At 72.0% G+C, this 21,273-nt stretch carries 19 protein-coding genes; 13 read left to right on the top strand and 6 right to left on the bottom strand.

Annotation, left to right across the window (positions count from 1 at the left end; all coding sequences use genetic code 11):
* Positions 1-4: 4 nt before the first annotated feature.
* The 8 genes from LZ017_RS06090 (at position 5) to LZ017_RS06055 (ending at position 11,841) form a co-directional block, all read left to right on the top strand.
* Positions 5-1,084: an ABC transporter ATP-binding protein gene (locus tag LZ017_RS06090; RefSeq protein ID WP_241299354.1), complete on the top strand. Its 1,080-nt coding sequence runs from the start codon at positions 5-7 to the stop codon at positions 1,082-1,084.
* Positions 1,085-1,128: 44 nt separating this feature from the next.
* The gene (locus LZ017_RS06085; RefSeq protein WP_241299352.1) at positions 1,129-2,610 is read left to right on the top strand and encodes a glycoside hydrolase family 30 beta sandwich domain-containing protein; all 1,482 of its coding nucleotides are present in this window, start codon (positions 1,129-1,131) and stop codon (positions 2,608-2,610) included.
* A gap of 78 nt (positions 2,611-2,688) precedes the next feature.
* On the top strand, positions 2,689-3,183 hold the full coding sequence (locus LZ017_RS06080) for a hypothetical protein (RefSeq protein WP_241299350.1): 495 nt from the start codon (positions 2,689-2,691) through the stop codon (positions 3,181-3,183).
* Between the two features lie 19 nt (positions 3,184-3,202).
* Positions 3,203-5,209 carry a S9 family peptidase gene (locus LZ017_RS06075; protein ID WP_241299348.1) on the top strand — a complete coding sequence of 669 codons (2,007 nt, stop codon included), beginning with the start codon at positions 3,203-3,205 and terminating at the stop codon, positions 5,207-5,209.
* Positions 5,210-5,267: 58 nt separating this feature from the next.
* Positions 5,268-6,353 (top strand): carbohydrate kinase, encoded by a 1,086-nt coding sequence (locus LZ017_RS06070; RefSeq protein WP_241299346.1) that lies wholly within the window; start codon positions 5,268-5,270, stop codon positions 6,351-6,353.
* Positions 6,350-7,270, top strand: coding sequence for a pseudouridine-5'-phosphate glycosidase (locus LZ017_RS06065; protein WP_241299344.1), 921 nt, complete (start codon positions 6,350-6,352; stop codon positions 7,268-7,270). Before LZ017_RS06070 ends, LZ017_RS06065 begins: the two co-directional genes overlap by 4 nt.
* Before the next feature lie 210 nt (positions 7,271-7,480).
* Positions 7,481-8,725, top strand: coding sequence for an efflux RND transporter periplasmic adaptor subunit (locus LZ017_RS06060; protein ID WP_241299342.1), 1,245 nt, complete (start codon positions 7,481-7,483; stop codon positions 8,723-8,725).
* A complete protein-coding gene (locus LZ017_RS06055; protein ID WP_241299340.1) occupies positions 8,722-11,841 on the top strand; it encodes an efflux RND transporter permease subunit in 3,120 nt (1,039 codons plus the stop codon). Before LZ017_RS06060 ends, LZ017_RS06055 begins: the two co-directional genes overlap by 4 nt.
* Positions 11,842-11,865: 24 nt before the next feature.
* On the opposite strand, the gene LZ017_RS06050 is transcribed toward LZ017_RS06055, so the two are convergent.
* From LZ017_RS06050 to LZ017_RS06035, 4 genes are all read right to left on the bottom strand, one after another.
* A complete protein-coding gene (locus LZ017_RS06050; RefSeq protein WP_241299338.1) occupies positions 11,866-12,321 on the bottom strand; it encodes a low molecular weight phosphotyrosine protein phosphatase in 456 nt (151 codons plus the stop codon).
* Between the two features lie 52 nt (positions 12,322-12,373).
* Positions 12,374-13,060 (bottom strand): ribulose-phosphate 3-epimerase, encoded by a 687-nt coding sequence (rpe, locus tag LZ017_RS06045; protein WP_241299336.1) that lies wholly within the window; start codon positions 13,058-13,060, stop codon positions 12,374-12,376.
* A 64-nt stretch (positions 13,061-13,124) separates the two neighbouring features.
* Positions 13,125-13,733: a DNA-3-methyladenine glycosylase I gene (locus LZ017_RS06040; RefSeq protein WP_241299333.1), complete on the bottom strand. Its 609-nt coding sequence runs from the start codon at positions 13,731-13,733 to the stop codon at positions 13,125-13,127.
* Complete coding sequence (locus tag LZ017_RS06035) at positions 13,734-14,501, bottom strand: transporter substrate-binding domain-containing protein (RefSeq protein ID WP_241299331.1); 768 nt, start codon at positions 14,499-14,501, stop codon at positions 13,734-13,736.
* Between the two features lie 90 nt (positions 14,502-14,591).
* On the opposite strand from LZ017_RS06035, the gene apaG reads away from it, so the two are divergent.
* Together apaG and LZ017_RS06025 are read left to right on the top strand one after the other, a co-directional pair.
* Positions 14,592-14,966 carry a Co2+/Mg2+ efflux protein ApaG gene (gene apaG, locus LZ017_RS06030; protein ID WP_241299329.1) on the top strand — a complete coding sequence of 125 codons (375 nt, stop codon included), beginning with the start codon at positions 14,592-14,594 and terminating at the stop codon, positions 14,964-14,966.
* Complete coding sequence (locus LZ017_RS06025) at positions 14,966-16,966, top strand: site-specific recombinase (RefSeq protein ID WP_241299327.1); 2,001 nt, start codon at positions 14,966-14,968, stop codon at positions 16,964-16,966. The genes apaG and LZ017_RS06025 overlap by 1 nt, the downstream gene beginning before the upstream one ends.
* Before the next feature lie 27 nt (positions 16,967-16,993).
* Here LZ017_RS06025 and LZ017_RS06020 read toward each other — a convergent pair whose 3' ends face one another.
* The gene (locus LZ017_RS06020) at positions 16,994-17,146 is read right to left on the bottom strand and encodes a hypothetical protein (RefSeq protein ID WP_241299325.1); all 153 of its coding nucleotides are present in this window, start codon (positions 17,144-17,146) and stop codon (positions 16,994-16,996) included.
* Between LZ017_RS06020 and LZ017_RS06015 the strand changes: the two genes are divergently transcribed.
* Positions 17,079-18,389 (top strand): murein transglycosylase A, encoded by a 1,311-nt coding sequence (locus tag LZ017_RS06015; protein WP_241299323.1) that lies wholly within the window; start codon positions 17,079-17,081, stop codon positions 18,387-18,389. The genes LZ017_RS06020 and LZ017_RS06015 overlap by 68 nt on opposite strands.
* Positions 18,386-18,649 (top strand): hypothetical protein, encoded by a 264-nt coding sequence (locus tag LZ017_RS06010; RefSeq protein WP_241299321.1) that lies wholly within the window; start codon positions 18,386-18,388, stop codon positions 18,647-18,649. Before LZ017_RS06015 ends, LZ017_RS06010 begins: the two co-directional genes overlap by 4 nt.
* A gap of 40 nt (positions 18,650-18,689) precedes the next feature.
* On the opposite strand, the gene LZ017_RS06005 is transcribed toward LZ017_RS06010, so the two are convergent.
* Positions 18,690-19,640, bottom strand: coding sequence for a LysR family transcriptional regulator (locus LZ017_RS06005; protein WP_241396088.1), 951 nt, complete (start codon positions 19,638-19,640; stop codon positions 18,690-18,692).
* Between the two features lie 97 nt (positions 19,641-19,737).
* Between LZ017_RS06005 and LZ017_RS06000 the strand changes: the two genes are divergently transcribed.
* A complete protein-coding gene (locus LZ017_RS06000; protein WP_374109889.1) occupies positions 19,738-21,264 on the top strand; it encodes an NADH-quinone oxidoreductase subunit L in 1,527 nt (508 codons plus the stop codon).
* Positions 21,265-21,273 lie beyond the last annotated feature (9 nt).

Here is a 21,273-nt window from a genome sequence, read left to right as displayed (position 1 = left end):
CCCCATGAGCGCCGTCGACATCGAACAGCTCACTCTGCGCTACGGCCAGCACGAGGTCGTGCCCGCGCTGGACCTGCATGTGGAACCGGGCGAGTTCCTGGTGCTGCTGGGCCCCTCGGGCTGCGGCAAGTCCACGCTGCTGCACGCGATCGCGGGCCTGACGCCGGTCAGCGCCGGCCGGCTGCGCATCGCCGGCCGCGACATGACCGAGGCCGAGCCTGCCGAGCGCGGCATCGGCATGGTGTTCCAGAGCTACGCCCTCTATCCGACCATGACGGTGGAACGCAACATGAGCTTCGGCCTGCGCGTGGCCGGGCTGCCGCGCGCGCAGATCGACGAACGCGTGCAGCGCGCCGCGCGCATGCTGCAGCTGGAGGCGCTGCTGCAACGCAAGCCGGCGCAGCTCTCCGGCGGCCAGCGCCAGCGCGTCGCGATCGGGCGCGCGCTGGTGCGCGAGGCGGCCGTCTACCTGTTCGACGAACCGCTGTCCAACCTGGACGCGCAGCTGCGCGGCGAGCTGCGCCGCGAACTCAAGCTGCTGCACCAGCGCCTGGGCGCCACCATGATCTACGTCACCCACGATCAGGTGGAGGCGATGACGCTGGCCACCCGCATCGCGGTGATGCGCCAGGGCCGCATCCAGCAGCTGGGCACGCCGCAGCAGGTCTACGAACGTCCGGCCAATCTCTTCGTCGCCGGCTTCCTGGGCGCGCCGCCGATGAACCTGCTGCCCGGCACGCTGTGCCATGGGCCGCAGGGCTGGTATGTGCAGACCCTGGCCCTGGGCGCGCTGCCACTGCCCGCCGAGGTCGCGCCCGAATCGCTGGCCGAAGGCCGCGCGGTGCAGCTGGGCCTGCGGCCCGAGCAGCTGCTGCCCGACCCGGACGGCACGCACGAGGCCACGCTGAGCGTGGTCGAGCGCATGGGCAACCACCAGGTGCTGTGGCTGGAGGCCCAGGGCCAGTCGCTCGCCGCGCTGGACACCCAGACCGCGCGCGGCCATGCACCCGGCGCCCGGCTGCGGCTGCGCGCCGAACTGACACGCGCCTCGCTGTTCGACAGCGCCAGCGGCCAGCGCCTCTGAACACCCCCGCCACGCCCGCATCGACGACCCGCTCACGAGGACCCATGCAAGACCCGACCCCCTTCTCCCGCAGCGCCCGCCCGGGGCGCCGCCTCCTCCCGCAGGCCCTGCTGCTGGCCGCGCTGCTGGGCGCCGGCCTGGCCCAGGCCCAGCCGGTGCAGGCCTGGCAGACCAGCGGCGACGGCCGCCAACTGCTCGCCGCGCAGCCGGACAAGGCCCTGGCCCCGGCCCCCGAGGGCGCGGCGCGCGGCGCGCTGATCACCGTGGACGCCGGGCAGCGCTACCAGCGCATGGCCGGCTTCGGCGCGTCCATCACCGACGCGTCGGCGGAGCTGATCCAGCGCAGGCTCAAGCCCGAACAGCGCCAGGCGCTGATCGCCGAGCTGTTCGGTCGCGACCAGGGCGGCCTGGGCTTCTCCTTCACCCGGCTGACCATCGGCGCGTCGGACTTCTCCTCGCGCCACTATTCGCTGGCCGACCTGCCGCCGGGCCGGACCGACCCCGACCTGGGCCGGGACTTCTCGCTGGACAAGCAGCGCGACGACGTGCTGCCGGTGGTGCGCGCGGCGCTGGCCGTGAACCCGCAGCTGCAGATCATGGCCACGCCCTGGAGCGCGCCGGCCTGGATGAAGACCAGCAACAGCCTGGTCCAGGGCCGGCTCAAGCCCGAGATGTATGGCGCCTTCTCCGACTACCTGGTGCGCTATGTCGAGGCCATGGGCGCCGAGGGCGTGCCCATCTTCGCGCTGAGCGTGCAGAACGAACCGCATTTCGAGCCCGACAACTACCCCGGCATGCGCGTGTCGCCGCATGAGCGCGCCGAGCTGATCGGCCGCCACCTCGGGCCGCTGCTGCAGCAGCGCGGCCTGGGCCAGCTGCGGATCCTGGACTGGGACCACAACTGGGACCAGCCGCAATCGCCGCTGGTGGTGCTGGCCGATCCGGTCGCCCGCCCCTATGTGGCCGGCGTGGCCTGGCATTGCTATGCCGGCGACGTCGCGGCGCAGAGCCGGGTGCGCGAGGCCCATCCGGACAAGGAGGTCTGGTTCACCGAATGCTCGGGCGGCAACTGGGCGCCGCGCTGGGGCGAGTCCATGAGCTGGATGATGAAGCAGCTGATCATCGGCAGCACGCGCCACTGGGCGCGCGGCGTGCTGATGTGGAACCTGGCGCTGGACGAAAACCATGGCCCGCACCTGGGCGGCTGCGGCGACTGCCGCGGCGTGGTGACGATCGACAGCCGCACGGGCGCGATCACGCGCAACGTGGAGTACGCGGTGTTCGGCCATGCCAGCCGCTTCGTTCGCCCCGGTGCCGAGCGCATCGACTCCGGCGCGCTGCGGCCGGACCTGGACCATGTGGCCTTCCGCAACGCCGACGACGGCTCGCGCGTGCTCATCGTCAGCAACGCCAGCCGGCGCGCGCAGCGCTTCACGGTGCGTGAAGGCGGCCGCCAGTTCAGCCACCAGTTGCCGGCGCATGGCGTGGTCACCTTCGTCTGGCCGGAGCCCGCGGCGCCGCGCTGAACGCCGCAGCGGGTCCGCCGATTGCCGCTGGGCTGCCAGCTTCGCCGCGGTGGCGAAGCCGCGCGGAAGGAACCCCAGATGCCTCAGGCGGACCAACTCGAGAACGAAGCGCGGCGGATGGCCGGGCAGGCCCGGCTGCCGCAACACCGGCTGCCCACCTACCAGGAGCTGCTGGACAGTGCGCTGGAGGCCACCTTTCCCGCCAGCGACCCGATCGCCGCGACGGCCGCGACCCAGGTGCTGGAACCCCACACCACGCTGCGCGACGCGCGGGACTGGTCGCTGCAGCCGGCCGGCACGCCGGCCGCGGCGCCTCCCGGGCCGGGATGGCCGCCGCTCGAAGGACCGTTGGCCGCCCCCTGCGAAGGCCTGGTGCGGCGCCTCTTCACGCTGCGGGATCGCTCCGGCGCGACACAGCAGGTGCCCCGCGGCCCCTGCCGGCTGCAGCAGGGCGAACAGCAGGCCACCCTGAGCTGGACCGAGGACGGACTGGCGCGCCACGCGACCTTGTCCATCGAGGCCTACCGCGACCGGCTCGCCGCCGGCGACCTGGCCCGCGTCCACGATTGCTGAACGCCCCGAGGTCGCCCCGATGAGCCACACCGACACCGCCCCATTCGTTCCGGACGATCTCTTTCTGGAGCGCCGCATCACCGAACTGCATCTGGCCCCCGACGGCAGCCGCCTGGCCCTGAGCCTCAAGCAGGTGGACCGGCCGCAGGACCGCACCCTCAGCCAGCTCTGGCTCGTGGACCTGGATCCGGCCCAGCCGCAGCCCCCTCGCCAGCTGACCCGCGCCGAAGCGCGGGAGCAGTCGCCGCGCTGGTCTCCGGACGGGCGCCGCATCGCCTTCCTGAGCGACCGCGCCGGCGACACGGCGCAGATCCACCTGATCTCGCCGGACGGCGGCGAGGCGCGCGCGCTGACCGATTTCGCCGGCGCGGTGAGCGAGCTGCAATGGCGCCCCGACGGCCGCCAGCTGGCCGCGGTGTGCGCGCTCGCGGTCGACCCCGAGCGGCGCGCCAAGGGCTGCGAAGACCTGGACCTGCACCGCAAGCCCCGCTCGACCGAGGACCCGGAGCTGGCCTGGCGGCTGCCCTACAAGCTCGATGGCCAGGGCTATGCGCTGGCGTCCCGCCAGCACCTGGTCCTCGTCGACGCGCACAGCGGCGAGGGCCGCCTCCTGACGCACGGGGACTTCGATGTCGGCGAGATCGCCTGGTCGCCCGATGGCCGGCGCCTGGTCTACAGCCGCAGCCGTGATGAGGCGCGGCAGCAGCATTGCAGCGATCTGTGGGTGCTGAACCTGGGCCCGCAGGGCGCCGAGGGCAAGCCCGAGTGCTGGCGCTGCGAGCTCAGCACCGCCGCATCGCCGGCCTGGTCGCCCGACGGACGCTGGGTGGCCTTCGTCGGCGCGCTCGACGGCGGCGACGCGGTGATGCGGCTGTGGCTGCGCGAGGTCTCGACCGGCCAGGTGCGGCCGGTCGGCGACGCCGACCTGGAGGTGGTGCCCGAGCCGCTGCAGTGGAGCGCCGACAGCGAACGCCTGCGCTTCATCCGCGCCCACCGCGGCACGCAGCAGGTCGCGCAGCTGACGCTGCGGACGCGCGAGGTGCGCGCCCTGGTGGCCCCCGAGCGTGGACAGGTGGGCGCGCTGGTCGCGGCCGAGCGGCTCTTCTACACCGAAGAAGGCGTGGACCATCCGCAGGAGCTGCACGGCGCGGACGCCTGCGGCGCGAACCCGCGCCGGCTGAGCGACTTCAACGCCTGGTGGCGCGAGCGCCAGCCGCTGCAACTGGAGCGGCGCCGCTTCGAGTTGCCCGACGGGCGCGGCGGACAGGAAACCGTCGAAGGCTGGCTGCTGCGCCGGGCTGGCGCCGAGGGCCGCATGCCGCTGCTGGTGGACGTCCATGGCGGGCCGGCGAGCTATGTCTCGCTGCAGTATGGGACCTCGCCGCACTGGCAGGTGCTGGCCAGCCGCGGCTGGGCCGTGCTGGCGCTGGACGCGGTCGGCTCCAGCAGCTACGGGCGCGAATTCAGCGAGCGGCTGCGCGCGCGCTGGGGCGAGCTGGACCTGCCCCAGCACCTGGGCGCCATCGAGGCGCTGCGCGAGCAGGGTCTGGCGGACGAGCGCGTCGCCATCTCCGGCAGCTCCTACGGCGGCTATCTGGGCGCCTGGGCCATCGGCCATTGCGAAACCTTCCGCGCCGCGGTGATCTCGGCGCCGGTGGCCAACCTGGAGTCGCACTTCGGCAGCTCGGACAGCGGCTATTTCGCCGACCCGTACTCGATGGACGGCAAGCCGGAGTCCAACCGCGAACTGATGCTGCGGCTGTCGCCGATGGCGCAGATCGAGCAGGCCTGCACGCCCACGCTGTTCATCCAGGGCAAGGACGACGAACGCTGCCCGCGCGGGCAGTCCGAAGAGATTTTCGTCAAGCTGCAGCGCGCCGGCACGCCCACCGAGCTGGTGCTCTACCCAGGCGGCTCCCACCACCTCATCGGCCAGGGCCGGCCGGCGCACCGGCTGGACGCGGTGCGCCGCATCGTCGGCTGGCTGGAGCGCTGGATCAACAAGCCCCTGCCCTCCGATGACTAAACATTTGTCATAATCGACGGACAATTGTTTTTAACCGGCCACCGCCGGCCGTCGCCGCATGAAGGAAGAGCTGCTCGCGCTGCTGCAAGGCAATCCCTTTCTGAGCCAGCAGGAGCTGGCCGACCAGCTGGGCCTGTCGCGCTCCGCCGTGGCCGGCCACATCGCCGCGCTGACGCGCGAGCGGCGCATCCTGGGCCGCGCCTATGTGCTGCCGCAGCGCCGGCCCATCGTCTGCGTGGGTGGTACCAACCTGGACCGCAAGCTGCGGCTGGCCGGACCGCTGGTGATGGGCAGCTCCAACCCCGTGGAGGGCTGCCACGAGTCCGCCGGCGGCGTGGCGCGCAACGTGGCCGAAAATCTGGCCCGGCTGGGCCTGCCGGTGCACCTGCTCACGGCGCTGGGCCAGGACGGCGCCGGCCAGGCCCTGCTGCAACAGCTGCAGCAGCTGGGCGTGGGCACCGACGGCAGCCTGCTCAGCGCCGACCAGCCCACCCCCAGCTACACCGCGGTGCTGGACGCGCGCGGCCAGATGCAGCTGGCCCTGGCCCACATGGGGCTGTGCGAGCGGCTGGATGCCGACTTCCTGCGCCACAGCGCCGCGCAGCGCGCCGCCGCCGCGATGCGCGTGATGGACCTCAACCTGCCCGCCGCCACCCAGGCGGCGCTGATCGCCGAGGCGCGCGCCGATGGCGTGCCGCTGGTGGCGGTGGCGGTGTCGGTGGCCAAGATGGCGCGGCTGCCGCAGCGGCTGGACGGGCTGGCGCTGCTGATCCTCAACCGCGACGAACTGGCCGCGCGCTGCGGCCTGGCGCTGAAAAAGGCGGCGGACTGGCAGGCCGCGCTGGCGCAACTGCGCGGGCAGGGGCTGGCGCGGGTGATCGTCACCCAGGGCCGGCAGGGTCTGCGCTTCGCCGACCGCGACGGCGGCTGGTCCACCCTGGCAGCCGAGCCCGTGGCCGCCGACCAATTGATCGACGTCACCGGCGCCGGCGACGCCTTCTCGGCCGGCGTCTGCGCCGCGCTGTCCCAGAACCCCGAGGACCTGGCGGCCGCCTGCCGCCTGGGCCAGAGGCTTTCCGCGCTGACCCTCAGGAGCAGCGCCACCGTGTCCCCCGAACTCAGCCCCGCGCTGCTCGCCCCATGACGCTCAATCCCCATCTGGAACTCTCCCCCGAAGTCGCCCAGGCCCATGAACAGGGCCGGCCGCTGGTCGCGCTGGAGTCGACCATCATCTCCCACGGCATGCCCTATCCGCAGAACGTGCAGACCGCGCGCGAGGTGGAAGCCACGGTGCGCGCGCACGGCGCGGTACCGGCCACCATCGCGGTGCTGGACGGCAAGATCCGCGTCGGCCTGAACGACGCGCAGCTGGAGCTGCTGGGCCGCTCGTCCGACGCGCTCAAGCTCAGCCGCCGCGACCTGCCCTATGCGCTGGTCAGCGGCAAGGTGGGCGCCACCACGGTGGCGGCGACCATGATCTGCGCCCATCTGGCCGGCATCCAGGTCTTCGTCACCGGCGGCATCGGCGGCGTGCACCGCGGCGCCGAGACATCGTTCGACATCTCCGCCGACCTGCAGGAGCTGGCGCGCACGCCGGTGGCCGTGGTCTGCGCCGGCGCCAAGAGCATCCTGGACCTGGGGCTGACGCTGGAATACCTGGAAACCCAGGGCGTGCCGGTCATCGCGCGCGAGCAAGATGAGTTCGCCGCCTTCTTCAGCCGCAGCAGCGGGCTCAAGGCCGACTTCCGCATGGACGAGGCTGCGGACCAGGCCGCCTTCCTGCGCGCCAAGTGGGCGCTGGGCCTGGGCGGCGGCGCGGTGATCAGCAACCCGGTGCCGCCCGAGCACGAGCTGCCCGCGGCGCTGATCGACGGCTACATCAGCCAGGCACTGGCCGAGGCACGGGCCCAGGGCATCAGCGGCAAGGCGGTCACGCCCTATCTGCTGGCCCGCATCAAGACACTGAGCGACGGCCGCAGCCTGGCCACCAACATCGCGCTGGTGCTGAACAACGCCCGCGCCGGCGCCGCGCTGGCCGCGGCCCTGGGGGCCGACCGCTGAGCGCGCGCTCTGCGCACAAGGACGCACAATGGGCGGCGCGAATGTGAGGGATGTCCCACCGGCGCGTGCCGGCGACGCAACTTCACATTCGCGAAATAAGGCGTGCGACATGGAGGCCTAAGCTAGCGCGCCTTCCGGGCTGGTGCGGCGTCGCCGCAACGGCCCGGCCCCGCTGGGGATCCAGGCCCCGACCCAGAAGAAAGTTGTCGCATGCGCCGCAAGCCTCTCGCCCTCCTCGCCCTGCTGACCGTGGTCCTGATTGCAGCCGGCGTGGGGTGGCGCTGGCGCGGCGGCCAGCCCGCCGCCGAGGGCCAGGCGGCCAAGGCGGGCGGTCCGGCGCCGCAGGCGGTCGGCGTGGTGCTGGCGCAGCAGCGCGACGTGCCGGTCGTCGTGGAGGCCAGCGGCACGGTCAGCGCGCTCAACCAGGTCGACATCCGCGCCCAGACCACCACCACCGTGCGCGAGGTGCTGGTCAAGGAAGGCCAGATGGTCGCCAAGGGCCAGCTGCTGTTCCGCTTCGACGACCGCGCCGACCGCGCCAACCTGGAGAAGGCGCGCGCCCAGCTGGCGCGCGACCGCGCCAGCCTTGCCGACCTGGAGCGCCAATACCAGCGCGCGCAGGAGCTGCTGGCGCAGAACTTCGTCACCCAGAGCGCGGTGGACACCGCGCGCGCCAACCTGGACGCCGGGCGTGGCCTGGTGCAGGCCGACGAGGCCGCGGTGCAGGCCGCGGCGGTCTCGACCGGCTACAACGAGCTGCGCGCGCCACTGGCGGGCCGCGCTGGCGCGGTGAACGTCTGGCCGGGCGGCCTGGTGCAGCCCAGCGCCACGGCGACGCCGCTGCTGAACATCGTGCAGATCGATCCGGTCGGCGTCAGCTTCACGCTGCCGGAAAGCCAGCTGCCACCCATTCTGGACGCGATGCAGGCCGCCGCCGGCAAGCCCGACGCGGCCCCGGTCGTCGAGGTCGTGCCGCCGGTGGAGGAAGGCGCGTCGCGCGGCGGCCGCCGCAACAACAGCGCCGCCCCGGCCGGCGAGCGGCCGCGCGGCCGGCTGGTTTTCGTCGACAACCAGGTCGATGCCAGCACCGGCACCATCAAGCTCAAGGCCCAGTTCGACAACCCGCGCCAGCAGCTCTGGCCGGGCCAGTACCTGCGCGTGCGCATGACGCTGCGCACGCTGAAGGACGCGGTGGTGGTGCCGCAGGCGGCCATCATCCTGCGCGGCAATGACCGCCAGCTCTACACCGTCGACGAGCAGAACCAGGCCCAGCTGCGCCCGGTGAAGCTGCGCTACACCTTCGGTGAGCAGGCCGTGGTGGACGGCGTGCCGGCTGGCGCCCGCGTGGTGGTGGACGGCAAGCAGAACCTGCGCCCCGGCACCCCGGTGCGCGAGCAGCCGGCGGCGGCCAACCCGGCCGCCGCGACGCGCGCCGCTTCCGGAGCCTCGGCATGATCGCCGGCGGCTTCACCGAACTCTTCATCCGGCGGCCGGTGATGACCGTGCTGCTGAACATCTCGCTGGTCATCGCCGGCCTCGCGGCCTGGGGCAAGCTGCCGGTCGCGGCCCTGCCCTCGTTCAACACGCCGGTGATCAACGTGCAGGCCTCGCTGCCCGGAGCCAGCCCGGACACCATGGCCTCGTCGGTGGCGCTGCCGCTGGAGAAGCAGTTCTCCACCATCGCCGGCATCACGACGATCTCGTCGACCAACACCCTGGGCTCGACCTCGCTGACGCTGGAGTTCGACCCCTCGCGCAACATCGACGCCGCCGCGGTGGACGTGCAGGCGGCGCTGTTCCGCTCGCTGCGCGCGCTGCCGGCCGAGATGACCAACCCGCCGTCCTACCGCAAGGTCAACCCGGCCGACGCGCCGGTGCTGCTGGTGGCGCTGACCTCGCCGTCGCTGAACCTGTCGGAGCTGAACGACTTCGCCGAAAACCTGATCACGCCCAGCCTGTCCACCATCGACGGCGTGGCCCAGGTGCTGATCTTCGGCCAGAAGCGCTATGCGGTGCGCATCAAGGCGCGCACCGACCTGCTGACCCAGCGCAACCTGACGCTGGACGAGCTGCAGGCGGCCATCCGCGGCGCCAATGCGAACACGCCGGTGGGCACGCTGGACGGCTCGCGCCAGACCCTCACCATCCAGGCCAACAAGCAGCTGCGCAGCGCGGCCGAGTTCGGCGCCATCGTGGTCGCCACGCGCAATGGCGCGCCGGTCTTCCTGCGCGACGTGGCCGACCTGGAGGACAGCTACGAGACGGTCAAGTCCTTCTCCAACTTCAACGGCGAGCGCTCCATCGTGCTGGCCGTGCAGCGCCAGCCCGACGCCAACACGGTGAAGGTGGTCGACGCGGTCAAGGCCATGCTGCCGCGCTTCGCCGCGCAGCTGCCGGCCTCGGTGCAAATGACGACGCTGAACGACCGCTCGCTGTCCATCCGCGAATCGCTGCACGATGTGTACTTCACGCTCGCGCTGACGGTGGCGCTGGTGGTGCTGGTGATCTTCCTCTTCCTGCGCCGCATGGTGGCGACCCTGATCCCCACGCTGTCGCTGCCCATCTCGCTGATCGGCGCGCTGACCCTGCTCTACGCGCTGGGCTACAGCCTGGACAACATCTCGCTGCTGGGCATCACGCTGGCCGTCGGCCTGGTGGTGGACGACGCCATCGTGATGCTGGAGAACATCGTGCGCCATGTCGAGGAGGGCGCGGGTCCCTTCGAGGCGGCGATACGCGGCGCGCGCGAGATGGCCTTCACCATCGTGTCCATCTCGGTGTCGCTGGTCGCGGTGCTGATCCCCATCTTCTTCATGCCCGGCGTCATCGGGCTGCTGTTCCACGAGTTCGCGGTGGTGGTCTCGCTGTCCATCATGGTGTCGGCTGGCGTCTCGCTGACCCTGGTGCCCATGCTGTGCAGCCGCTTCCTGCGCCCGCACCACGAGGTGGAGGAAGGCCGGCTGGGCCGCTTCTTCGAAGCCGGCTTCAACGCCGTGCTGAACGCCTACACGCGCAGCCTGGACTGGGCGCTGCGCCACCGTGCGCTGGTCGGGCTGGTCGCGCTGGCCACCTTCGTCGGCAGCGCCTGGCTCTACGTCAGCATTCCCAAGGGCTTCTTCCCCGAGGAAGACATCGGCCAGATCCAGGCCAGCACCGAGGCCGCCGAGGACATCTCCTTCGCCGCGATGTCGGTGCTGCAGGAGCGCGTGGCCGCGGTGATCAAGAGCGACCCGGCCGTGGCCAGCGTGGCCGCCGCGGTGGGCGGCGGCAACAGCGGCGGCAACGTCAACGCCGGCCGCCTGTTCATCAACCTCAAGCCGCGCGCCGAGCGCCCCCCCATGGCCCAGGTGCTGGAGAGCCTGCGCAAAAAGCTGCGTCAGGTGCCCGGCATCGCCGTCTACCTGCGCCCGGTGCAGAACCTGCAGCTGGGCGGCCGCCAGAGCAAGAGCCGCTACCAGTACACGCTGCAGTCGGTCAGCGCCGGCGAGCTCAACAGCTGGGCCACGCAGCTGCAGGACAAGCTGCGCAACGATCCCATCTTCCGCGATGTGACCAGCGACTCGCAGCTGCGTGGGCTGCAGGCCAACCTGGTCATCGACCGCGAGCGCGCCACGCTGCTGGGCGTGCAGATGCAGGACCTGCGCAACGCGCTGTACAGCGCGTTCGGCGAACGCCAGATCTCCAGCATCTACGCCGAGAGCAACACCTTCCAGGTGATCATGGAGGCCAGCGACGCCGACCGCACCAGCGAGGACGCGCTGGCCAAGATCTATCTGCGCAGCAAGAGCGGCGCGCTGGTGCCGCTGACTGCCTTCGCCCGCGTCGAGCGCGGCCTGGGGCCCACGGCGGTCAACCACCAGGGCCAGCTGCAGGCGATCACGCTGTCCTTCAACCTCGCGCCCGACGTGCCGCTGGGCGTGGCGACGGCCAAGCTGGACGGCTACGCGAAGGAGATCAAGCTGCCCTCCTCCATCATCACCAGCTACGGCGGCGACGCCGCGGTGTTCCAGGACTCGCAAGGGGGCCAGGTCTTGCTGATCGGGCTGGCGCTGGCGGTGATCTACGTGCTGCTGGGCGTGCTCTACGAGAGCTACATCCACCCGCTCACCATCCTCGCCGGCCTGCCCTCGGCCGCGGTGGGCGCGCTGATCACGCTGCGCCTGGCGGGCATGGAGCTCACCGTGATCGCCACCATCGGCATCCTGATGCTGATCGGCATCGTGAAGAAGAACGCCATCATGATGATCGACTTCGCGCTCGACGCCCAGCGCAACGGCGGCATGAGCCCCGCCGAGGCCATCCGCGAGGCCTGCATCCTGCGCTTCCGCCCCATCATGATGACCACGCTGGCGGCGCTGATGGGCGCCGTGCCCATCGCGCTGGGCCTGGGCGCCGGCGCCGAACTGCGCCAGCCGCTGGGCCTGGCCGTGGTCGGCGGGCTGGTCCTGTCGCAGGCGGTGACGCTGTACATCACGCCGGTGATCTACCTGGCGCTGGACCGCTTCAGCGGCAAGGGTCCGGACACGCGCGAGGTCGCGCATGTGCGCATGACCGAGCACCACCAGGCCTGAGCCCTGGCGCGCCCGCGGCGCCGCTCAGGGCCCGTGCTGCAGCCAGTGGCTGCTGCGCGCCTCGATCAGGTCGAGCACGCGGTCGAAGCCCTGTGCGCTGCCGTAGTAGGGGTCGGGCACCTCCTGCGGCGGGCTGGCGAAGCGCCCGCCCAGGAACAGGCCCAGCTCCGCGGCGCAGTGCGCGGGACGGCTCTTGTGCAGGCCGTCCAGCACCTCCTGGTCCATCGCCAGCACCAGCTCGTAGCGGCTGAAGTCCAGCGGCTGCACGCGGCGCGAATGCCAGCGCCGCTCCGGCTTGTAGCCGCGCCGCTGCAGCGCGGCGACGGCGCGCGGGTCCATGGGCTGGGGGCGCGACGCGGCCCAGACGCCGGCCGACGCGATCTGCTGCAGTCCCAGCAGCGGCGCGCGGGCGCGGAACACCACCTCCGCCATTGGCGAACGGCAGAGGTTGGCGGCGCAGACGAGCAGGACCGAGGTCATGCGGGAGGACGCGCGGCGCGCGGCGGCGGGCGGAAACGGGGTCCGGCGCCGTTCAGCGCGCCAGCTCGGCGCGCATCGCGTCGATGACGGCCTTGTAGTCGGGCTTGCCGAAGATGGCCGAGCCGGCGACGAAGGTGTCGGCCCCCGCATCGGCGATGGCGCGGATGTTGTCCACCTTGACGCCGCCGTCGATCTCCAGGCGGATGTCGCGCCCGCTGGCCTCGATGAGGCGGCGCGCCTGCGCCAGCTTCTTCAGCGCGGACGGGATGAAGCTCTGGCCGCCGAAGCCGGGGTTGACGCTCATGATCAGCACCAGGTCCACCTTGTCGATCACCCATTCCAGCACGTCCAGCGGCGTGCCGGGGTTGAAGACCAGCCCGGCCTGCTTGCCCTCGCCCTTGATCAGCTGCAGCGTGCGGTCCACATGGGCCGAGGCCTCGGGATGGAAGCTCACCAGGTCGGCGCCGGCCTTGCAGAAGGCCTGCGCCAGCGCGTCCACCGGCTGCACCATCAGGTGCACGTCGATGGGCGCGGGGCTGCCATCGGGCTTGACGGCGTGCTTCTTCAGCGCCTCGCAGACCATGGGGCCGAAGGTCAGGTTGGGCACGTAATGGTTGTCCATCACGTCGAAGTGGATCCAGTCGGCGCCGGCGGCCAGCACGTCGCGCACCTCCTCGCCCAGACGGGCGAAGTCGGCGGAAAGAATGCTGGGGGCGATGCGGTGCTGGATGGCGCTCATGGCTGGGCTCGTGACGGGAGGAAAGCCGCCATTGTAGGAAGAGCGGCCGCCGCCCCGTCCGCGGCTAGCGCGGCGGCTTGAACTTGCGCCGCGCGGCCTGCACCGCGGCATGGCCGGCGCAGTCCGGCGCGTGATCGTTGACCAGGCCCATGGCCTGCATGAAGGCATAGGCGGTGGTGGGCCCGACGAACTTCCAGCCGCGCTGGCGCAGCGCTTTGGACAGCGCCCGCGAGCCCGGCGACTCGGCGCGGAACTCGCCCTCGGGCAGGCGCTCCTCGAAGCCCCAGAAGAAGGCGGCCAGCGAACCAGCCTCGGCCTGCAGCTCCAGCGCGCGGCTGGCGTTGTGGATCGCCGCCTCGATCTTGCCGCGGTGCCTCACGATGCCGGCGTCCTGCAGCAGGCGCTGCACGTCGGCCTCGCCAAAGCGCGCCACCTTGTCGATCTCGAAACCGGCGAAGGCGGCACGGAAGCCCTCGCGCTTGGCCAGGATGGTGCGCCACGACAGGCCGGACTGGAAGCCCTCCAGGCACAGTTTTTCGAACAGGCGCCGGTCCTCGTCGACCGGAAAGCCCCATTCGCGGTCGTGGTAGTCGCGGTAGGGGGCAAAACCTGGCACCTCGCACCAGGCGCAGCGCGTGCGGCCGTCGTCGCAGCTCACCGTCTTCAAGCTCATTCAGTCGTATCTCCGGACAATGCGGGCCAGTTCGCCGCTGGCTTCCAGCTGCCTCAGCCGCTGCAGCAGGCGCTGCACCGCGCTCTCCGGCAACTGGCGAGACACCACAGCATATTGGAACTCCTCGGCAAAGGCCTGCGTGCCGACGCGAAGCAAGGCCTCCAATTGCGCTTCTCGCACCAGCGCGCGCAGGTTCTGCTCCTGGCCATAGACCAGGTCCGCGCGGCCGCGCAGCAGCATCTGCAGCGCCTCGCGGTCGGACTTGGCCTCTTCCACATGGTTCACGCGCGCGTCCTTGAGCGTCTGCGCCAGCTGCGTGCCCTGCGCCACCAGCACCGGCCGGCGCCGCGAAACCTCGCGCAGTTCGTCCAGCGTGCGCGGCATGTCCATGTCTTCCATGCGCATCGCCAGCACATGGCGCACGCGGTACAGCGGCACCGGCAGGTAGCGCATCATGCGCAGCCGCCGCTCCGAGCGCAGCAGGCAGAAGAACACGTCCAGCTCGCCCTGCTCCAGCAGCAGCTCCAGGCGGCGCAGCGTCACCTCGCGGTCCAGGCCGACGATGCGCAGCCCCGATCCACCCTGGCCCACCGCCTGCGCGATCTCCAGGCACAAGCCCGGCCGCGCGCTCGCGGCACTGCCGTACTTGAACGGCGCCCCCGCCTGCGCGGCGCTGCGCAGGTGCAGCGCGTCCGGCTGCCCGCGGGCCGCGAAGGGCAGCAGTCCCAGCCAACCCAGGACCCACCGTCGATCCGTGCTTGCGCGCATACCCCGCTCCCTGTGTGTCTTTGGTGTGCGCCGTGTCCTGCTTGTGTGACCGTTGAGAGCATAGCGGACCCTCCCCCTAGAATCGATCGCATGGCAAACCCGCATTTCCATTGCAGCGTGATGGTCACGCCGCTGGCCGAGCACACGGACCCACGGCAGGGGCAGTACGCCTTCAGCTACACGGTCACGATAGAGAACCGCGGCGACGTGAGCGCCCAGCTGGTGGCCCGGCATTGGTGCATCACCGATGCCAATGGCCAGATCGAGGAGGTCCGCGGCCTCGCCGTCGTCGGCCAGCAGCCGCTGCTGCGCCCCGGCGAACGCTTCCAGTACAGCTCCTGGGCTCAGATCAGCACGCCGCAGGGCAGCATGAGCGGCCGCTATCTGTGCGTGACCGACACGGCCGAGGTGTTCTACGCCGAGGTGCCCGAATTCCTGCTGGCCCAGGCTGGCAGCCTGCATTGATGGCGCTGCGTCTGCCCGGTTTCTCGCGCGGCTGGGACCTCACCGCGCTGCTCAACGCCGCCGATCCGCAGGCCCCGCTGGCGGAACGCAACCTGTGGCTGGTGCGCCTGGTGGAATGGCTGCGCCACGCCCCCGCGCCCAAGGACGAAAGCCGCGGCGCCGGTCCCACGCCCATGCCGCTGCGCCGGCTCAAGCACCTGCTCAACGTGCTGGAGCGCCACCCCGACCATGCGCGCGCCTTCGCCGGCGTGATCGCCAGCGTCTGGGCCGATGTGGACGCGGTCAGCCTGTTCGCCGAGGTCGGCTTCGCGCCGCGCATGGCGCTGTGGCACGAGTTCCTGGGTCGGCTTCGCCGCCGCCTGCTGCCCGACAGCGCCGACACGCGCGACCTCGCCACGCTGTTCGAGCTGCTCTTTCCCGACGAGGAAGACGAGCACTGGATCGCCGCGCTGGACGACGAGCTGCTGGAGCGCCTGAGCCTGCTGTTCGCCGGCGCGCCCGAGGGCGACTGGCGCGAGGAGATGCGCGAGGCCGTCACCGTGCTGATCGGCTCCGTGCATGCCAGCGGCCTGGCCGGCCCGCTGCGCCAGCGCATGGACCCCAAGCTGCTGCAGAACCGCCCCTTCACCCGCCTGGCCACGGCCTGGGAGCAGACCGACACCGCGCTGCAGGACGGCGACGTCCAGGCCCTGCCGGCCCGGCTGCAATACCTGCGCGGACTGCTGGACGAATGCCGCCGCGCGCTGCGCTCCATCCCCGACCACCTGGAGGCGCACGGCGTCTCGGTGGACCTGATGTTCTCGGTGGAGCAGATGGAATCGCGCCTGCGCCGCGTCGAGGACCTGCTGGCCTGCCTGCTGGCGCCGCATCCGCGCCGCGAGCTGCTGCGTCTGGTCTCCAGCCTGGTCGGCGTGGTGCACGAGCGGCGCAGCCTGCGCACCCTGTTCGCGCGCCACTACTCGCTGCTGGCGCGCAAGGTGGCCGAGCGCAGCGCCGAGACCGGCGAACACTACATCACGCGCAACCGTCAGGAATACCGCGACATGCTGCGACGTGCCGGCGGCGGCGGTGCGGTCATCGCCGGCACCACCTTTGCCAAGTTCGCGATCATGGCGCTGGGGCTGTCGGCCTTCTGGTCGGGCTTCTGGGCCGGCGCCAACTACGCGCTCAGCTTCGTGCTGATCCACCTGCTGCACTGGACGGTGGCGACCAAGCAGCCGGCCATGACGGCGCCGGCGATGGCCGCCAAGCTGCAGCACGTGGACAACGCCGAGGGCGTGCAGGGCTTCGTCGACGAGGTGGCGCACCTGTTCCGCTCGCAGACCGCCGGCATTCTGGGCAACCTCGCGGTCTGCGCGCCGCTGGTGCTGGGCGTGCAGCTGCTGTGCCAGTGGGCCTTCGGGCGTCCGCTGGTCGGCGCCAAGGACGCCCACCATGTGCTGGAGACGCTGACACTGCTGGGTCCGTCGCTGCTGTTCGCCGCCTTCACCGGGGTGCTGCTGTTCTCGTCCAGCCTGATCGCCGGCTGGGTGGAGAACTGGTTCGTGTTCCACCGGCTGGACAGCGCGATCGCATGGAACCCGCGCATCGTCGCGCGGCTGGGCCAGGCGCGCGCGCAGCGCTGGTCGGCCTGGTGGCGGGCCAACATCTCCGGCCTGGCGGCCAACATCAGCCTGGGCCTGATGCTGGGCCTGGTGCCGGCGCTGCTGGGCTTTTTCGGATTGCCACTGGAGGTGCGCCACGTCACGCTGTCCACCGGGCAGCTGGCCGCCGCCGCCGGCGCGCTGGGCATGCCGGTGCTGAGCCTGCCCGCGTTCTGGCTCTGCGTGGCCGGCATCCTGTTCACCGGCTTCCTCAACGTGGGCGTGAGCTTCTACCTGGCGCTGCGCGTGGCGCTGCGCTCGCGCGGCATCCGCGTGGACCAGCAGCGCGCGCTGCGCGCCGCGATCTGGCAGCGCCTGCGTCGCGCGCCGCTGAGTTTCCTGCTGCCGCCGCGCTGAGCGGGGGCGGCAGGCGCTCGCGCCCCGCTAGCCCTTCTCGTCCGGGCGATCCGGACGGGAAGACGTCGGCGCCTCCTCGTCGTGGCGCTCCCCGCTCTTGCGGCCGGAGAACATGGTCCACCACACAATAAAGACCAGCAGGGCCAGCGCGCCCAGGGCCTCCAGCAAAATCACGCCCATGATGTTCCGTTGGATGGGCCGCCCCGGCTGGGCGGCGGCCGCGATTCTAGGCGTGCTGACTGGCTGCAGCACCCCCCAGCCCCCCTCGCCTTCCGGCGCTCCGGCCACGCCGCGCAGCGCGCCTCCCCTCGCGACGCCCGCCACGCCCGCCCCGCCGCCGCAAGCCGCGGCCGCCTCCGGCGAGCGGCGCACGCTGCTGCGCGAGCGCTCGCGCTGGGTCTCGGCCGACTGGGCCGAACTGCCCGGCTGGGGCGACGACGCCGTGCAGGCCGCCTGGCCAGCCCTGCTGCGCGGCTGCGAAAAGCCGGCCGCTGGCTGGGCCGCGCTGTGCGCGCAGGCGCGCCAGGCCCGCCCGGCGGACGACTGGGAGATCCGGCTGTGGCTGATGAAGCACCTGCAGCCCTGGCGCGTCGAAAGCCTGGAGGGCCAGGCCGAGGGCCTGGTGACCGGCTACTTCGAGCCGCAGCTGGAAGCGCGCCGCCAGGCCCAGGCGGGCTTTCGCGTGCCGCTGCTCGCGCCGCCGCAAGACCTGGCACGCCGCCGCCCCTACCTGACGCGCCAGCAGATCGAGGCCGAGGCCGCCGCCCAGCTGGCGCGCCACGGCGCCCCGCGGCATCAGGACGCACGCGGCGGCGGTCCGCTCTTCGAAAGCCTGGCCTGGGTCGAGGACCCGCTGGACGCGCTGGTGATGCACATCCAGGGCTCGGGCCGGCTGCGCATCACCGAACCCGATGGCAGCAGCCGCTGGGTGCGCCTGGCCTTCGCCGGCCACAACGACCAGCCCTATCGCTCGGTGGGCCGCTGGCTGCTGGACCAGGGCGAGCTGCGCCCCGGCGAGGCTTCCTGGCCCGGCATCAAGGACTGGGCGCGGCGCAACCCGCAGCGCCTGCGCGAGATGCTGGGCGCCAACCCGCGCTATGTGTTCTTCCGCGAAGAACCGCTGCCCGACCTGGCCGTGGGGCCGCGCGGCGCCCAGGGCGTGCCGCTGACGCCGGGGCGCTCCATCGCGGTGGACCGCGCCAGCATCCCCTACGGCACGCCGGTCTGGCTGGACAGCACCGAGCCACTGTCGAGCACCCCGCTGCGCCGCCTGGTGATGGCGCAGGACACCGGCAGCGCCATCGTCGGCGCGGTGCGCGCCGACTTCTTCTGGGGCTGGGGCAGCGAGGCCGAGGCCCAGGCCGGCCGCATGAAACAGCCCCTGCGCCTGTGGGCGCTGTGGCCCAGGGACAATGCCCTATGAGCCTTCTCAAGCGCTACCACGCCCATCGGGGCAAGGACATCTTCATCACCGCCGGCAGCGCCCGCGAGCTGGCCCCGGGCAGCTTCGGCGTCTGCGCGATCGGCGGCGGCGCGGAGGGCTGGTCGGTGGTCCATGTCGGCCCCGACGGCGACGCCGCCGACCTGGGCGGCGAGTACTACTTCGCCACCGCCGAGGAGGCGCTGGCCTTCGTGCGCGAGTTGATCGACCTGATGCAGGACGGCGAGGCGCCGCAGGGCTGAGCGAACCGGCCGGGCGTCCGCCAGGGCAGGGACGCGGCGCTCAGGCACCACGCGCAGGGCGGCGCGCCTCGCCGTCCTCGGGCTGGCCGGCGTGCTTGCGCGCTCTGCGGGGCGCTCCCGCCAGCAGCTGCTCGAGCCGCTCGATGCGATGGCGATGCAACGTCGTGATCGCATAGAAGTGCTCCTTCAGCCGCGTGGAGCCGCCGACCTTCACCAGCACGCCGGAGCGCAGCTCGTCCTGCACGACCACCTCCGGCAGCACCGTCAGCCAGCCGCTGTCGCGCGCCACCAGGCGCAGCATCGCCATGTCGTCGACTTCGGCGCGCAGGCGGGGCGTGACGCCGGCGGCCGCGCACAGCGCGTCGAATTGCCCGCGCAGCGCGTGGCGCGGACCGGGCAGCGCGAGCTCCACCCCCTGCAGATCCTCGGGCAGGCGCAGCGTGCGCCCGCGCCATGCGGCCGCCGGGCCGACCAGCGAGATCGCCTGGCTGCCCAGGAAGCGGCAATGCAGCGGGCGGTCCGCATCGGCCGGCACCGCGTCGTTGGCCAGCACCACGTCGAGCTGGTGCTGAAGCAGCCGGTGCAGCAGATCGTCGAGCAGGCCGGACTCCAGCGACAGGGTCACCGTGGGGTCGCTCAGCAGCGGACGTATCCAGTTCTCCTGGTAGTTGCGCGACAGCGTCGCGACGCTGCCGACGCGCAGCCTCACCATGCCGGCGCTGCGGCCCTGCAGACGACCGAGCAGCTCCTGGCTGAGGCCGAAGATGTTCTCGGCATAGGACAGCGCGAGCTGGCCCGTGTCGGTCAGCACCAGGCGGCGGCCGGTGCGCTCGAACAGCGCGTCGCCCAGGCGCTCCTCGAGCTGGCGGATCTGGCTGGACAGGGCCGACTGCGAGACATGCAGCTCTTCCGCGGCCCGGGTCAGATGCCCGGTCTTGGCGACGCGCCAGAAGTAGAAGAAGTGATGGAAGTTCAGCTGCCCCAGGTCCACGATTCTGTTTTCCATATCAATCCGTTCGCATTAATGTAATTTACAGAACCAAGGCAGCCGCCCATCATTCGCTCCGTTCCGCACCCGAGCGATGACCATGACGCCTGCCAGCCTCTCCGCCCTGCTCCCCCTGCTGCCTGCCGCGCTGATGCTCGCGGCCCTGCCACGGCGCGGCGGCGCGGGGGAGCGGCCGGCGTGGCGCCGCTTGCATTGGCTGGGGGCCGCGGCCCTGACCAGCGCCCTGGCCCACCTGGGCCTGCAGCTGGCGGCCACGCCCGCCCATCAGGCCACACTGCCGCCCGGACTGGGCACGACCCTGCCCGGCGCGTGGGTGGCGGTGCTGGTGCAGCTGCTCGGTGTGGTCATCGCCGGCTTCTCGTCGCGCTATCTGCAGGGTGAACCGGGCCAGCCCCGCTATGTCGCGGCACTGGCCGGGGTTCTGGCCGCGGTGCATGTGCTGCTGCTGGCCGATCACTGGCTGTTGCTGATCGCCGCGTGGGCGGCCGTGGGCGTCGCACTGCAGCAGCTGCTGTGCTTCTACACCGACCGGCCCTGGGCACTGCTGGCCGCGCACAAGAAGCGCCTGGCCGACCGGCTCGCGGACGCGCTGCTGCTCGTCGCCGCTGCGCTGGCCTGGGCCGACGTGGGGTCCGGGTCGCTGCCCGCGCTGTGGCGCCATCTCGAGGCCGGCGCACCGTCCGCCGCGCTGCAGGCCAGTGCGGTCTGCCTCGCGCTCGCCGTGGTGCTGCGCACCGCCTTGCTGCCGGTGCACGGCTGGATGACGCAAGTGATGGAGGCCCCGACACCGGTGTCCGCGCTGCTGCATGCCGGCGTGGTCAACCTCGGCGGCTTCGTGCTGATCCGCTTCGCGCCCTTGCTCGAGGCGGCGCCGGTGGCGCGCGGGCTGCTGGTCGCGCTGGGCCTCGCGACCGCGCTGCTCGCCAGCCTGGTGATGCTGACGCGGGTGAGCATCAAGGTGCGCCTGGCCTGGTCCACCATCGCGCAGATGGGTTTCATGGTGATGGAGTGCGGACTCGGCCTGTACACGCTCGCGCTGCTGCACCTGATCGGCCATTCGCTCTACAAGGCGCATGCGTTCCTGGCCGCCTCGACGGCCGTCGACGAGACCCGGCTGCGCGCCCTGCGCGCGCCCCCGCGCCCCTCGCTCGCGAGTCTGGCCATGGCACCTGCCGGGGCGGGGGCACTGATCGCCGCGCTGGTCGCCGCGGCGCCAGTCGCCGCCTGGCCCTGGTGGTGGAGCGGCGTTCTTGCGCTGGCCTGGGCACCGCTGCTGTGGATGCCGACCTCGTCGCAGGCGGGCGCGGCTGGCGCGGTGCGCCGCGCCGGTGCGGGCGGCCTGATGATCGCCGCGCTGACCCTCGCGGCGCTGCTGGGGCACGCCCTGCCCTTCGGGCTGAGCGACGCGCCGCATGCGGCAGCCGGCCCCTTGGTGCTGGGGGGCCTGACCGGGCTCTACCTGTGCCTGGCCCTGCTGCAGGTGCGCCCGCAGGCGCTGGCCGGCTGGCGCCGCTGGAGCTATGCCGGCTTCTACATCGACGAGTTCGTCACGCGCGCCTCGCTGCGCCTGTGGCCGACGCGCTGGACGGCCACGGCCGCCCAATGAAGCGAACAG

Origin of the sequence: Pelomonas sp. CA6 (assembly GCF_022549225.1) — a bacterium.
Lineage (GTDB): Bacteria > Pseudomonadota > Gammaproteobacteria > Burkholderiales > Burkholderiaceae_C > Roseateles.
Note: the sequence above shows the minus strand (reverse complement) of the source record. Positions and strands in the feature narration are given on the sequence as shown.

Bases quoted from the DNA above. Each gene is read 5' to 3' on its own strand.
- LZ017_RS06055 (WP_241299340.1), top strand. From the start codon at position 8,722: ATGATCGCCGGCGGCTTCACCGAACTCTTCATCCGGCGGCCGGTGATG.
- LZ017_RS06010 (WP_241299321.1), top strand. From the start codon at position 18,386: ATGAGCCTTCTCAAGCGCTACCACGCCCATCGGGGCAAGGACATCTTC.
- LZ017_RS06050 (WP_241299338.1), bottom strand. From the start codon at position 12,321: ATGACCTCGGTCCTGCTCGTCTGCGCCGCCAACCTCTGCCGTTCGCCA.
- LZ017_RS06040 (WP_241299333.1), bottom strand. From the start codon at position 13,733: ATGAGCTTGAAGACGGTGAGCTGCGACGACGGCCGCACGCGCTGCGCC.
- LZ017_RS06025 (WP_241299327.1), top strand. From the start codon at position 14,966: ATGGCGCTGCGTCTGCCCGGTTTCTCGCGCGGCTGGGACCTCACCGCG.
- LZ017_RS06035 (WP_241299331.1), bottom strand. From the start codon at position 14,501: ATGCGCGCAAGCACGGATCGACGGTGGGTCCTGGGTTGGCTGGGACTG.
- LZ017_RS06060 (WP_241299342.1), top strand. From the start codon at position 7,481: ATGCGCCGCAAGCCTCTCGCCCTCCTCGCCCTGCTGACCGTGGTCCTG.
- LZ017_RS06020 (WP_241299325.1), bottom strand. From the start codon at position 17,146: ATGGGCGTGATTTTGCTGGAGGCCCTGGGCGCGCTGGCCCTGCTGGTC.
- LZ017_RS06080 (WP_241299350.1), top strand. From the start codon at position 2,689: ATGCCTCAGGCGGACCAACTCGAGAACGAAGCGCGGCGGATGGCCGGG.
- rpe (WP_241299336.1), bottom strand. From the start codon at position 13,060: ATGAGCGCCATCCAGCACCGCATCGCCCCCAGCATTCTTTCCGCCGAC.
- LZ017_RS06065 (WP_241299344.1), top strand. From the start codon at position 6,350: ATGACGCTCAATCCCCATCTGGAACTCTCCCCCGAAGTCGCCCAGGCC.
- LZ017_RS06085 (WP_241299352.1), top strand. From the start codon at position 1,129: ATGCAAGACCCGACCCCCTTCTCCCGCAGCGCCCGCCCGGGGCGCCGC.
- LZ017_RS06015 (WP_241299323.1), top strand. From the start codon at position 17,079: ATGGTCCACCACACAATAAAGACCAGCAGGGCCAGCGCGCCCAGGGCC.
- apaG (WP_241299329.1), top strand. From the start codon at position 14,592: ATGGCAAACCCGCATTTCCATTGCAGCGTGATGGTCACGCCGCTGGCC.
- LZ017_RS06070 (WP_241299346.1), top strand. From the start codon at position 5,268: ATGAAGGAAGAGCTGCTCGCGCTGCTGCAAGGCAATCCCTTTCTGAGC.
- LZ017_RS06000 (WP_374109889.1), top strand. From the start codon at position 19,738: ATGACGCCTGCCAGCCTCTCCGCCCTGCTCCCCCTGCTGCCTGCCGCG.
- LZ017_RS06075 (WP_241299348.1), top strand. From the start codon at position 3,203: ATGAGCCACACCGACACCGCCCCATTCGTTCCGGACGATCTCTTTCTG.
- LZ017_RS06090 (WP_241299354.1), top strand. From the start codon at position 5: ATGAGCGCCGTCGACATCGAACAGCTCACTCTGCGCTACGGCCAGCAC.